Here is a 12,327-nt window from a genome sequence, read left to right as displayed (position 1 = left end):
ATCCCAACAGGAGATTTTGACGATGTCAGACGGCCCTACCTACGGTTTTGACACGCTACAGATTCATGCGGGCGCTCGCCCCGATCCGGCAACCGGTGCGCGGCAGACACCGATTTACCAGACCACCGCTTATGTATTCCGTGACGCCGACCACGCAGCGGCCCTTTTTAACCTGCAAGAGGTCGGATTCATCTATTCGCGGCTGACCAATCCAACCGTGGCAGTGCTGCAGGAACGTGTCGCCACGTTGGAAGGTGGCGTGGGCGCGGTCTGCTGCTCCTCGGGCCACGCGGCGCAAATCATGGCGCTGTTCCCGCTGATGGGACCGGGCTGCAACGTGGTGGCGTCGACTCGTCTGTATGGTGGCACCGTCACGCAGTTCAGCCAAACGATCAAACGCTTTGGCTGGTCGGCCACGTTCGTGGATACCGACGATCTTGACGCGGTAAAGGCCGCTGTAGACGAAAACACACGCGCAATTTTCTGTGAATCTATCGCCAACCCCGGCGGCTATGTCACCGATATCCGCGCCCTTGCGGATGTGGCCGATGCAGCGGGCATTCCGCTGATCGTCGACAACACCTCGGCCACGCCATACCTGTGTCGCCCGATTGAGCACGGCGCGACACTGGTGGTACATTCGACCACCAAATACCTGACCGGAAACGGCACCGTCACAGGCGGCTGCATCGTGGATTCAGGCAAGTTCGACTGGTCTGCAAATGACAAGTTCCCGTCGCTCAGCGAACCGGAACAAGCTTACCACGGGTTGAAATTCCACGAGACCTTCGGCCCGCTGGCCTTCACCTTCCACGGGATCGCCATCGGTCTGCGCGATCTGGGCATGACCATGAACCCGCAGGCGGCGCACTACACGCTAATGGGGATCGAAACCCTGTCCTTGCGGATGGAACGACATATTGAGAATGCGCAGAAGATCGCCGCTTGGCTTGAGGCCGATGACCGCGTTGAGTACGTGACCTATGCAGGTCTGCCGTCCTCGCCCTATTACGACCGCGTCAAGTCGCAGTATAAAAAAGGTGCCGGGGCGCTGTTTACCTTTGCGGTGAAAGGCGGCTACGACGCCTGTGTCAAACTGGTAAACGCACTGGAAATTTTCAGCCACGTGGCCAACCTGGGCGACACGCGGTCGCTGATTATTCATTCAGCCTCGACCACGCACCGCCAGCTCAGCCCCGAGCAGCAAGAGGCCGCAGGCGCGGGTCCCGGTGTGGTGCGTGTGTCCATTGGCATCGAAGACGCGGATGACCTAATCGCCGATCTAGATCAGGCGTTGGCCAAAGCGACAGCCTGAACCGTAGGCAAGCAAACGTCCGGGCCATTCCGGGCGTTTGCCACCGACGCCGTTCGACAGTGCATGGCGGAAAAACTGCGTTCGAGGCCTTGCTGAGCGTAAACACGTGTAGCCCGTCAAGCCAACTGCAAGTCTGCTGATGGCTTGAGCTTTTGGCAAGGGTTACTCGGCTATGCCAAATTCCATCGACACGTTGACCGAGACTGAAATCTCACCACTCGCAACCGGGACTCCTCCGGCCTCTGAAACATCCATTGCGCGCATCATTGGTGCGGGGCGGACACCGCCTACCTGCTCACTAATCTGCTGTACAGGACCCAGCGACACGTTCGCCGCTTGTGCCAGTTGTTCAGCCTTTGCCATGGCTTCGGCAACTGCTTTAGCCCGCGCCTCTGCCTGCAAAGGCGTCGGGTCCTGAACACCAAAGGTCAGGCCGCGAAAGTCATTGGCACCGTCTTCAATAACTCCGTCCATGATTGTGCCCAGCTGAGCCAGATCACGAACCCTGACCTGAACAGTGTTAGAGGCTACAAAACCGGAAATCTCAGGTCGATCACCGGTCGAGGTATTGCGCCCGGACCAGACCGGAGACAGCGACAGGTCGCGGGTTTGCACGTCGCGCGCTTCAAGCCCCATGTCCTCTAGCCGTTTCAGGATCAACGACACGGCATCAGATGTCGCCTGCATCGCATTTGAGGCCTGCGGGTCTTCGTTTGTTACGCCCACAGTAATGGTCGCCATATCCGGTGCAGCTTGCACAATGCCGGATGCATCCACCGTGATGCGACGTTCTTGCGCATGGGTCATGCCCGCGACCGTAACGGCCAGCAGTGCGGCCAGAAAAGCGCTTTTCTTCAAGATCTTCCCTCCAATTTCTTCATGCTATACATGGGGCTGCGGGGTCAGACCAAACAAGGGGGGAATTTGGGTTTGCCTTCCCCTCGGCAATATCCTGCTTTAATGTCTGCTTGCGAACGAAAAGTCGTTTGCATTGATGCTGACAAATATGGTTCCTCGGGAATATGAAACCCGCCTTTGCGCTGTCTTTTTCTGCAACCGGAATATCTGTGCATCACCAATCGGATAGCGATTGGTATTGTATAGGCGAAGTTGCGTTGGACGCGCCGGATTTGAACGCGCAGTTGTTTGCGCTGAGGGACCGGGCCTTCGCCCTGGAAAACAACCTGACCTGTCAGGTCATAATTCCAGCTGATCAAGTTCGGTTCCTGTCCGTGGAAGCTGACGCTCAATCCCAGAGCGAAAGTGCAGAACATACGCTGGCGGACGCGACGCCCTATTCGGTCGATGAGCTGGTTTTTGACAGCGCCACAATCGGCCCGACAACCCATATCGCGGCCGTAACTCGACAAACGCTGATCGAAGCGCAGGATTTTGCCACCGAACATGGATTTGTTCCGGTTCAGATCACAACAGAATCGGCCCCAGAAGACTTTCCTGCAAAACCAATGTTCCCGGTGCCGGACATTCCGTCTGCTCCCGAAGAAACGGCCGAGGGGGTTGAAACGGACAAACTGCCCGCGAACGTGCATGTGATTGCTGACGAAACGCCTCCGGAGTCTTTCCGGTCCGTACCAACGCCGATCTCGCCCGGACAATCGACCACCAACGTTATAGCAAAACACTATGTCATTCCAGGAGCGGTGGCACTGGGTCTGGCGGTGTCGTTCGGCGCATGGGCGTTGATTGGTTCAGACACGGACGAAAGCGTCCAGACCGGGTCGGTGCAAACCGAAGAGGCTGTGCCTGAACCCGACCCTCAGGGCGATATCGTATCAGAGGCCACACCCGAAACGCCTGCGATCGGTACCGCACAAGTCGAGCCGCAGATAACCGACCGGGAAGTGGAACAACCAGACGTGGCTGAGGACGCGCCTGACATCTCGCCCACGGATGCGGCGATACTTGAAGCGTTGACTGTCGCACCGACTGAGACGCCTCCGAGGGAGGAGGCCGAGATTGCGTCCCCACCAACCTCGTCATCGTCGCCCTCCGCTGACGACGCGCAGCCCGACCTTACCCCGGCGGATGAGGCGATACGTAATGCCCTCAATATCGCGCCGACGGTTGTGGAAGAGATCGCCCGCGATCCCGAGCCGCCTGAGGATCAGGCCCTGCCCGGTGTAAAGATCACGGCCCCGGAACCGCTGGAGCCACCGGTCCCTCTGTCACAAGACGAACCATATCTGGCTTCTGTTGATGGCACCAACCTGTCAAATGACGCGATCGCCCTGCCCTCGGTCCAGAGCTATGACACCGATGCGCCCTTTGAACGGGTTGCTTTGCCCAGCGTCGCCGGCACCCGTTTTGAGCTGGATGATAGTGGCCTCGTTACGCCCACCGTCGAGGGAACACTGAACCCCGAAGGTGTTGTCGTCTATCTTGGTCGCCCGTCGAAAGTGCCGCCCGAGCCACCTGTCCGGTTTGAAGAGGAGCCAACGCTTGAGGAAGCCCCAGACAGCAGGCTTGCCGGGTTGCGGCCAAAACTTCGCCCCGCGGACCTGACCAGCCGGTTTGAGCGACAGCAATTGGGTGGCCGCACCCGAGAAGAGTTGGCAGTGCTGCGCCCCAAACTGCGCCCTGCTTCACTGCAACAGCAACCAGAGGTGGACGAAACGCCAACCGCGCTGGCCGTTGTACGTGTGCCGCGCCCTAAACTTCGCCCGGCGGGGCTGGCCCCAGCCGCCGCTACTCCGCAGCCTAGCACCTTGGGGTCGACGGCAGCCGTTAGTCAACCCGAAGCCGACACGTTCCAACCCAAGGCCGTTGCACCAAAAATTCCGTCCTCTGCGTCGGTCGCGAGACAGGCGACAATCGACAACGCGATGAATCTTCGAAAATTGAACCTGATAGGTGTTTACGGTACGCCCGCAAACCGCCGGGCCCTGGTTCGGTTGCCAAGCGGTCGCTACAAAAAGCTAAAGGTCGGGGACAGGATTGACGGCGGCCAGGTCATCGCAATAGGCGACAGCGAGTTGCGCTATCAGAAAAAAGGCCGGAACGTCACGCTGAAAATGCCGCGGGGGTGATGCGGGCGTTATCGCCCACATCTGATTAACCTTGAGGCTCAAGCCGCTGGTATTTCGCCACTTTCGATTTGCTCACGCTCAATGGATTCGAAGAGCGCCTGAAAGTTCCCTTCTCCGAATCCGTCATCACCCTTGCGCTGAATGAACTCGAAGAAGATGGGGCCAATTACAGTTTTCGAGAATATCTGGAGCAGGATTTTCGTCTCACCACCATCCAGCACGCCTTCGCCATCGATCAGGATTCCGTGTTTCATCATCTGATCCAGAGGTTCATCGTGACCGGCGACCCTTTCCTTGGACAGCTCATAGTATGTTCGATTCGGACCGGGCATGAACTTCAGCCCCTTTTCCGCAATCGCATCGGTCGAGGAATAGATATCCTCGCTTCCCACCGCGATGTGCTGAATACCCTCACCCTTGTATTTGTTGAGGTACGACACGATTTGACCCGTTACACCCCGGTCTTCGTTAATCGGAATACGGATACGTCCGCAAGGTGAGGTCAACGCACGGCTGTACAAGCCCGTATACTTCCCCTGAATGTCGAAAAACCGGATCTCACGGAAGTTGAACAGGCGCTCGTAGAACTCAAACCACTTGTCCATATTTCCGCGATAGACGTTATGTGTCAGGTGATCGAGGTAATAAAAGCCGTCTCCGCGCGGTTTTGACTGTGCGATCCAATTGAACTCTTCATTATAGGGGGACGTGTCGTAGTATTGGTCGATGAAATAGATCAGTGACCCGCCAATCCCCTTGATCGCCGGAACGTCCATTGTCTTATCCACCCCGTCATAGGGTTCAGCCCCTTTTGCGATCGCATGTTCGTACGCTTTCTGCGCGTCTGCGACACGCCAGCCCATCGCCGGGGCGCAAGGACCATGTTCATCGACAAAGCGGGCTGCAAAACTATCGGGGTCGGCGTTCAGGATGTAGGTTACATCACCTTGCTGCCAAAGCTCGACCGCAGGCTTTTCCTTGTGGTGCGCAACCTTTTCGAAACCCATCTTTGCGAACAAGTCGCGCAGTTCTTGCGGATCGGGATGGGCAAACTCAACAAACTCAAACCCATCCGTACCGACAGGGTTTTCGGGGCTAATGGTGGATTTTGGAGCATTATGAGGGAACGGACCCATGATGGATTTCCTTGAAATAGAAGTTTCCTAGCTGAGTCAAAAATAAACCTATTGTAGCGCTGTTTCTGCGCATTGTTTTAATGTAAAATGGCAAAAAGCGCGCAAAACACGCATCATAACGCACAGATTAGGGAAAACTTCGCATATGCTGGACTCCACCGATTTGCGCCTTTTATCCGCATTGCAGGCCGATGCCCATCTAACGGCACATCAGTTGGGGGAGTTGCTGAACCTGTCGGCCAGTCAGGCCGGTCGGCGCCGACAGCGACTTGAGGCCGAAGGATACATTACCGGCTATGCCGCGCGGTTGGACCCGTTAAAGCTTGGATTGCATGTCCAGGGATTCGTTCAGGTACATCTGGGCACGCATGGCCCCGAACAATCCGCCAGCTTTGCCCGCATGGTGGACACGCGCCCCGAGATTACCAGCGCCTGGACGATGACCGGAGAGGCAGATTACCTGCTGCATGTCTATTGCGACGATCTAGCCGCGCTCAATCGCTTGCTTCACCAGGTGATACTGCCGCATCCTGCAGTGGCGCGAGTCCAGAGCCAAATCGTGATGGACCAGCTTAAACGCGACGCCCCTTTACCCACCTGACCCGCCGAAAGGACGACTATGGACGATTTCCTCTACCAGGCTTCGATCTATCTGGCGGCTGCCGTGATCGCCGTGCCCTTATCGGCGCGTCTGGGTTTAGGGTCCGTTCTGGGCTACTTGGCCGCAGGGATCGTGATCGGCCCGTGGCTGGGTCTGGTGGGGGCCGAGACTGAGAGCTTGCAGCACGTGGCCGAATTCGGTGTGGTCATGATGCTGTTCCTGATCGGGTTAGAGCTTGAACCCCGTGCCCTATGGGATATGCGTGACCGTCTTTTGGGTCTGGGTGGTTTACAAGTCGGCCTGTCGACCGCTGCGATTGCTGCGGTGGCTATCTATGCAAACCATCCTTGGTCGGTCGCTCTGGCCGTTGGACTGACACTTTCGCTTTCTTCAACGGCGATCGTGCTGCAAACCCTTTCCGAAAAAGGGCTGATGCAGACCAATGGTGGCCGGGCAACATTCTCGGTGCTGCTGACCCAGGATATCGCTGTGATCCCGATTCTGGCGCTGTTGCCACTGCTGGCACTGCCTGCGATGCCGCATCTTGAAAGCGACGGGTCCATCGACCGCGGCGTGAAAGACCTGCATGACGCCGGGCACCATAGCCTCTCGCTGGTCGAAGGTCTTCCGGGATGGGCGGTTACATTGGTTACGCTTGGCGCCATTGCCTTTGTCATTCTTGCAGGTGTCTACCTTACCCGTCCCCTGTTCCGCTTTATTCACGCCACGCGCTTGCGCGAAATGTATACCGCACTGGCCCTGATGATCGTCGTCGGTATTTCCTTCCTCATGACGCTTGTCGGCTTGTCCCCGGCTCTCGGTGCGTTTTTAGCGGGCGTTGTGCTGGCCAGTTCAGAGTTCCGGCACGAGATGGAGAGCGACCTTGAACCGTTCAAAGGTCTGTTCTTGGGCTTGTTCTTTATCACCGTCGGCGCAGGGATCGACGTTGCCTATTTCTTTAATGATCCATTGGAACTGATCGGACTGGCCCTTCTTGTCATCCTGACCAAGGGTATCATTCTGTTCCTCGTCGGGCGGGCGTTTCGGCTAAAAGGCAGGGATCACTGGCTGTTTACGCTCGGTTTGGCACAAGCGGGCGAATTCGGTTTTGTCCTGCTGGCCTTTTCCACGCAACAAAACGTCATCCCGCCAGACCTGTCGCAGAAACTACTGATGATCATCGCTTTAACCATGCTCATAACGCCGTTGCTGTTTATCGTCTACGATCTTTTGTCGCGCCGGATCGGTGACAGTGCGCCCCAGCCGGAACCCGATGAAATCGACGAAAAAGGTCCAGTTATTATCGCGGGGATCGGGCGCTTTGGTCAGATTGTGAACCGGTTGGTCCGCGCCAGCGGGTTCAAGACCATTGTTCTTGACCACGATATCGAAACCATCCAACTCATGCGCCGGTTTGGTGTCAAAGGGTTCCTGGGTGATCCGACCCGGCCAGAACTGCTGCGCGCGGCTGGGCTTGAGAAAGCCGCCGTTCTTGTCGCGGCAATGGACGATCCAAAACACGTGACCCGCCTGGTCAGTTTTGCGCGCCGTCAGCGCCCTGATTTGCACATCATCGCGCGCGCGCATGATCGCACCCATGTGTACGAACTGTATCAGGCCGGCGCGGACGATATCGTGCGGGAAATGTTCGATAGCTCACTTCGCGCAGGGCGATACGTGCTGGAAAATATCGGCCTCAGCGAGTACGAGGCCGCGCAGGCCGAACAGACCTTTTATCATCACGACCGCGAGTCGATCCGTGAGCTTGCTGAACTGTGGATCCCTGGCATGCCGACGGCAGAGAACAAGAAGTACCTTGAGCGCGCCCAGCAATTTGAAAAAGAGCTTGAGACCGAACTGCTGGAATTGGCTGAGAAACACGCCCAGAAATCTGCCTGAACCTCAAGTGCAGATCAGGCCAACGGGGTCAGGCGTCTGAAACGCCTGCCTCGGCAAAAGTTGTCATGCCCGAGTGGCATGCCACCGCGCTTTTAAGGATGTTGATGGCCAACGCGCCACCTGAACCCTCACCCAGACGCAGGCCAAGGTCCAACAACGGCTTTTTACCCAGCTTCTGCAACAGGGTGCCATGCGCGCCTTCGGCGCTCTGGTGCCCTGCTATGGCGTGGTCTAGCGCGCCTTCGGCGACATCTGCCAAACAGGCCGCCGCTGCCGAGCAGATGAAGCCGTCGAGAATTACCGGTATGCGCAAGATACGCGCAGCTGCGATGGCACCGGCCATGGCCGCGATCTCGCGCCCACCGAGGCAGCGTAGAATTTCCAACCCGTCTTTTGCATCCGCATACAGGGCCACACCTTCGGCTACCACACGAGTTTTGTTGGCTAGGCCAACGTTATCAACACCCGTTCCGCGCCCGGTCCAGTCGGCCGCATCTCCACCGAACAGCGCACAGGCAATTGCAGCCGCTGGTGTGGTATTGCCGATCCCCATCTCACCGACAACCAAAAGATCGGCGCTGGGGTCAACTGCATTCCACCCCGCGCGCAGGGCCTTCAGCAGCCCATCTTCGGACAGGGCGGGTTCTTTGGTGAAATCTGCCGTGGGCTGATCCAAATCCAAGGCATGCACATCCATCCTGGCCCCTGCGGCCATTGCAAGTTGATTGATTGCCGCGCCGCCATGTTCGAAATTCATCACCATCTGCGTGGTCACTTCGGGTGGAAAGGCAGACACGCCCTGCGCTGTAACACCATGGTTTCCTGCGAATACAATGACCTGTGGCCTCGAAATCTGCGGTCGTGCATCTGCGCGCCAGCCAGCATACCAGATCGCCAGATCCTCAAGCCGCCCCAGCGCGCCGGGCGGTTTGGTCAGTTGCCCATTGCGGTCAGCCGCGCCTTTTAGCGCGCTGGCATCCGGCCCCGGTGCCTGGCACAAGGCTTTGCGGAACGTTTTCAGATCAATAAGTTCAGGCAGCATCCAAAGCCTCGTTGCATCGGTGTGGTCCTGAGTGTTTAACCGAAGTGTCCGACCCAACAAGACCCCGAAAGGCGCGGGAGTGCATAAAAACGATACCAGCCTGATCTCTGTGTGGGATATTCCACTTTCGCTGGTCTTACTGACCCGTCTGCCAGTGCCGCGCCTGCCGGAAAATTCCTTCATTCGGCAAGCTGAGGCAACATGGGCTTTTCCCTTGGTCGGACTGGCCGTGGGCCTGCTGGCCAATGCAGCCGCTTGGTTCGCACTCGCGCTGAACCTGCCCGCACCGGTGAGTGCGATTTTCCTGATCGCGGTGCTGGTCTTAACAACTGGCGCCATGCACGAAGACGGGCTGGCTGACACGGCGGATGGCCTATGGGGCGGTTTCACGGCCGAGCGTCGATTGGAAATCATGAAAGACAGCCATATCGGCACCTATGGTGTGTTGGCCCTGATCTTTTCACAAACCCTGCGCATCATGCTGGTGACAACGCTTTTGGCCTCTGGGGGATTTTCCACGATCCTTGCCGCCTGCATCACGTCGCGCGCTGTCTTGCCATTTCTGATGGCCGCCCTTCCAAACGCCCGAACCAGCGGCCTGAGCCATTCGGTCGGTGCACCACGGGCTGGAACGGTCGCATTAGGCCTTGGGTTGGCCGTACTATGTGTGGCGCTTTTGATGGGTGCTGCAGCAGCCCTTCCCATGCTTGTTGTTGGATTGGCGATTGGCTTTTTTGCCCAGGTCGCAAGGTCCAAGATCGGTGGTCAAACCGGCGACATTCTGGGGGCCAGTCAACAACTGGCAGAGTTGGCGTTCCTTACCGTTGCGGTTGCTGCGCTTTAACTCGTGCCGCCGGTTTCAATCTTCAGAGTTTCGCCACAATGTTTGCAATGCACCGCGTCGGGATCATGGCGGTAAAGCCCACAATGAGGGCATTTGTGCCGGACTTTCTGCGGCATGAATATGGCTTGCGCCAGTCGCACGAACAAAGCCACGCCGACAACCATGATGAATACTGAAAACAACTTTCCAGCAGGGGTCACCAAGGTGATATCTCCGAACCCGGTTGTTGTTAGCGTCGCCATGGTGAAATAAAGCGCATCAATATAGGGCGTCTGACTATCCTCTGGGATAAAGAACACCAGAACTGCCGTTGAGGTGGCGAACACAAACACCATCAGATTTATTGCAGCGATAACCGCATCTTCGTGGGTCCGAAAAAACTGGCTGTCGCGTCGTAGGTCCCGCAGTAAGTGATAAGAGTGGATCAGGCGCAAAGCGCGCAAAATCCGCACGAAGGCCAGGTTTCCGGGCAAAAACGGCTCGAGCAACAGTGAGGCGATCACGACGATATCTGCAAGCGTGTAGATTTTGCGCAGCAGTTTCCAGCGGTCTTTCGCAATCCACATCCGGGCGAGAAAATCCAGCAGGATGACAAGCCCGACACAAAGGCTGGCAATCTTTATCCCGGGTCCATGCGGAATATTCGCCGTGGCCACGAAGAAGACGATGGAAGCCGCATCAAAGAGGATCAGCCCGTAGCGGAACCAGACCGAGACCGGTTCATGCGCGATATACAGAAACTTTATGGTGTGCCTAATTTTATCCATGTATCCGCCTCTGTTTGCAGGAAAATTAGCCGCAAAGGCACAATTCACCAAGGCCAGATACAAAAAAGGCCGCCCCAGTGACGGAGCGGCCTAAACGTCAGAAACGGCTGAAATCAGGCAGCGCGCGAAGTCAGAACCTCATCCACCTGCTTAGCGGCTGAAACTTCTCCGGCTCCGGATACGGCGGCCACTTCGCGAGTCAGACGCTCGAGCGCGGCCTCATAAAGCTGACGCTCGGAATAGCTCTGCTCGCGCTGGTCGTCGGTGCGATGCAGGTCGCGGACAACCTCAGCGATTGAGATCAGGTCGCCCGAGTTGATCTTTTGTTCATACTCCTGCGCCCGACGCGACCACATGGCGCGTTTGACCTTCGCTTTGCCCTTAAGTGTCTTCATCGCCTGGCTGATAACATCGGGGGAGCTTAGTGAGCGCAAACCGGATTCAGTGATCTTGTTTGTAGGCACCCGCAAGGTCATCTTGTCCTTTTCAAACGAGATGACGAATAGCTCGAGCGAATGACCCGCGACTTCTTGCTCTTCGATCGATATGATCTGGCCTACGCCATGCGCAGGATAGACAACATAGTCGTTGGGGCGGAACTCAAGCTTTTTCGACTTAGACATACAGGATCATCCTTGGTTACAGAGCGAGGTGTGGACGACAAAAAACCAGCCGGAGCCACTCTCGGCCCCGTCATGCAGTCGTTTTGTCACAAAATCAGAACTCCAAAGCAGTCATACTTACGGAGCACATCCCCATCTCATTCATCATTCAGGCATAGAGTATATCACAAAAATACGACGCCTGAAAGGTCACGCCCTTTCGTGGACGTGAAACCCCTTTTATACCAGCGCATTACAGCCCGATTTTGCACCTAAACGAACAAGTTCAGAGAGCGAATCGCTCAGCCCCCTTCACCGGGCGCTTCAGAGAAGTATTTCTCCATCTTGCCCTCTTCACCATCACGGTCCGCCGCCTCGGGCAGTGGATCTTTCTTGGTGACGATAACCGGCCACATTTCCGAATACTTTCGGTTGAACTCAACCCATTGATCCATACCCGGCTCGGTATCAGGGCGGATTGCATCTGCGGGGCACTCTGGCTCACACACTCCGCAGTCAATGCATTCATCGGGGTGAATAACCAACGTGTTCTCACCTTCATAGAAACAGTCGACCGGACATACTTCCACACAGTCGGTATATTTGCAGCCAATGCAGTTTTCGGTGACAACATAGGTCATTGTTTGAATCCCATTTGCGGTTTGGGCGTTTAGCTAATCCAGTCTTTTAGTGTCTTCAAGGGCAGATCACCCCTCTTTGGTGCGAGAAAGATCAAGCGCGCGCCGATCCTTCTTTGTCGGACGACCCTTTCCTCCGAAACCGGGATTCTTGGGCGTTTCGTCCCTTTTTTCCGTCAAATCCGTGTAAAGTGTTTGGGCTTCCGATGCCGGGCCGCGGCGTTCACCCAGTTCTTCAACCCGTACAACCCGCACAATACGTCCTTGCGGGAAGGTTAAGACATCCCCGGGTCCCACGGGCTGCGCCGATTTCAGAACCCGGTTTCCGTTGAGCCGGACATGGCCGCCGCTTACCTGTTTGGCGGCCAGGCTACGGGTCTTGAAGAACCGAGCCTGCCACAACCATTTGTCGATCCGCAGCCTGGGATTGACCATC

Annotated in this window: 12 protein-coding genes; 5 read left to right on the top strand and 7 right to left on the bottom strand. The window is 56.8% G+C overall.

Features of this window, described 5'->3' with window-relative positions; translation table 11 throughout:
- The first annotated feature begins 22 nt into the window (after positions 1-22).
- The gene (locus AVO44_RS07360; protein WP_068334724.1) at positions 23-1,315 is read left to right on the top strand and encodes an O-acetylhomoserine aminocarboxypropyltransferase/cysteine synthase family protein; all 1,293 of its coding nucleotides are present in this window, start codon (positions 23-25) and stop codon (positions 1,313-1,315) included.
- A gap of 162 nt (positions 1,316-1,477) precedes the next feature.
- On the opposite strand, the gene AVO44_RS07355 is transcribed toward AVO44_RS07360, so the two are convergent.
- Entirely contained in the window at positions 1,478-2,173 is a 696-nt protein-coding gene (locus AVO44_RS07355) for an SIMPL domain-containing protein (protein WP_068334721.1), read from the bottom strand.
- A 164-nt stretch (positions 2,174-2,337) separates the two neighbouring features.
- Between AVO44_RS07355 and AVO44_RS07350 the strand changes: the two genes are divergently transcribed.
- Positions 2,338-4,362, top strand: a complete 2,025-nt coding sequence (locus AVO44_RS07350; protein ID WP_068334718.1) for a hypothetical protein — start codon at positions 2,338-2,340, stop codon at positions 4,360-4,362.
- A gap of 38 nt (positions 4,363-4,400) precedes the next feature.
- On the opposite strand, the gene hppD is transcribed toward AVO44_RS07350, so the two are convergent.
- Positions 4,401-5,498: a 4-hydroxyphenylpyruvate dioxygenase gene (gene hppD / locus AVO44_RS07345; protein WP_068334715.1), complete on the bottom strand. Its 1,098-nt coding sequence runs from the start codon at positions 5,496-5,498 to the stop codon at positions 4,401-4,403.
- A gap of 145 nt (positions 5,499-5,643) precedes the next feature.
- On the opposite strand from hppD, the gene AVO44_RS07340 reads away from it, so the two are divergent.
- The gene (locus tag AVO44_RS07340; protein WP_068334712.1) at positions 5,644-6,099 is read left to right on the top strand and encodes an Lrp/AsnC family transcriptional regulator; all 456 of its coding nucleotides are present in this window, start codon (positions 5,644-5,646) and stop codon (positions 6,097-6,099) included.
- 18 nt (positions 6,100-6,117) lie between these two features.
- Positions 6,118-7,998, top strand: coding sequence for a monovalent cation:proton antiporter-2 (CPA2) family protein (locus AVO44_RS07335; RefSeq protein ID WP_068334709.1), 1,881 nt, complete (start codon positions 6,118-6,120; stop codon positions 7,996-7,998).
- 28 nt (positions 7,999-8,026) lie between these two features.
- Here AVO44_RS07335 and cobT read toward each other — a convergent pair whose 3' ends face one another.
- A complete protein-coding gene (gene cobT / locus AVO44_RS07330; RefSeq protein WP_068334706.1) occupies positions 8,027-9,040 on the bottom strand; it encodes a nicotinate-nucleotide--dimethylbenzimidazole phosphoribosyltransferase in 1,014 nt (337 codons plus the stop codon).
- 79 nt (positions 9,041-9,119) lie between these two features.
- Here cobT and cobS point away from each other — a divergent pair, with 79 nt between their 5' ends.
- A complete protein-coding gene (cobS, locus tag AVO44_RS07325; protein WP_068334703.1) occupies positions 9,120-9,884 on the top strand; it encodes an adenosylcobinamide-GDP ribazoletransferase in 765 nt (254 codons plus the stop codon).
- Here the strand turns inward: cobS and AVO44_RS07320 are convergent.
- From AVO44_RS07320 to AVO44_RS07305, 4 genes are all read right to left on the bottom strand, one after another.
- Positions 9,881-10,651, bottom strand: coding sequence for an ion channel (locus AVO44_RS07320; protein ID WP_068334700.1), 771 nt, complete (start codon positions 10,649-10,651; stop codon positions 9,881-9,883). The two genes, cobS and AVO44_RS07320, sit on opposite strands and share 4 nt — an antisense overlap.
- Before the next feature lie 113 nt (positions 10,652-10,764).
- Positions 10,765-11,274: a CarD family transcriptional regulator gene (locus AVO44_RS07315; protein ID WP_068334698.1), complete on the bottom strand. Its 510-nt coding sequence runs from the start codon at positions 11,272-11,274 to the stop codon at positions 10,765-10,767.
- Between the two features lie 281 nt (positions 11,275-11,555).
- The gene (gene fdxA, locus AVO44_RS07310) at positions 11,556-11,894 is read right to left on the bottom strand and encodes a ferredoxin FdxA (RefSeq protein ID WP_068334695.1); all 339 of its coding nucleotides are present in this window, start codon (positions 11,892-11,894) and stop codon (positions 11,556-11,558) included.
- Between the two features lie 66 nt (positions 11,895-11,960).
- Positions 11,961-12,326, bottom strand: a complete 366-nt coding sequence (locus AVO44_RS07305) for an RNA-binding S4 domain-containing protein (protein ID WP_068334693.1) — start codon at positions 12,324-12,326, stop codon at positions 11,961-11,963.
- Position 12,327 lies beyond the last annotated feature (1 nt).

Origin of the sequence: Ruegeria profundi (genome assembly GCF_001507545.1) — a bacterium.
Taxonomy (GTDB): domain Bacteria; phylum Pseudomonadota; class Alphaproteobacteria; order Rhodobacterales; family Rhodobacteraceae; genus Ruegeria; species Ruegeria profundi.
Note: the sequence above shows the minus strand (reverse complement) of the source record. Positions and strands in the feature narration are given on the sequence as shown.

What these genes read in the sequence shown, in the direction of transcription:
- AVO44_RS07360 (WP_068334724.1), top strand. Translation starts at nt 23, where the DNA reads ATGTCAGACGGCCCTACCTACGGTTTTGACACGCTACAGATTCATGCG.
- AVO44_RS07350 (WP_068334718.1), top strand. Translation starts at nt 2,338, where the DNA reads ATGAAACCCGCCTTTGCGCTGTCTTTTTCTGCAACCGGAATATCTGTG.
- hppD (WP_068334715.1), bottom strand. Translation starts at nt 5,498, where the DNA reads ATGGGTCCGTTCCCTCATAATGCTCCAAAATCCACCATTAGCCCCGAA.
- AVO44_RS07340 (WP_068334712.1), top strand. Translation starts at nt 5,644, where the DNA reads ATGCTGGACTCCACCGATTTGCGCCTTTTATCCGCATTGCAGGCCGAT.
- AVO44_RS07335 (WP_068334709.1), top strand. Translation starts at nt 6,118, where the DNA reads ATGGACGATTTCCTCTACCAGGCTTCGATCTATCTGGCGGCTGCCGTG.
- cobT (WP_068334706.1), bottom strand. Translation starts at nt 9,040, where the DNA reads ATGCTGCCTGAACTTATTGATCTGAAAACGTTCCGCAAAGCCTTGTGC.
- AVO44_RS07320 (WP_068334700.1), bottom strand. Translation starts at nt 10,651, where the DNA reads ATGGATAAAATTAGGCACACCATAAAGTTTCTGTATATCGCGCATGAA.
- AVO44_RS07315 (WP_068334698.1), bottom strand. Translation starts at nt 11,274, where the DNA reads ATGTCTAAGTCGAAAAAGCTTGAGTTCCGCCCCAACGACTATGTTGTC.
- fdxA (WP_068334695.1), bottom strand. Translation starts at nt 11,894, where the DNA reads ATGACCTATGTTGTCACCGAAAACTGCATTGGCTGCAAATATACCGAC.
- AVO44_RS07305 (WP_068334693.1), bottom strand. Translation starts at nt 12,326, where the DNA reads ATGGTCAATCCCAGGCTGCGGATCGACAAATGGTTGTGGCAGGCTCGG.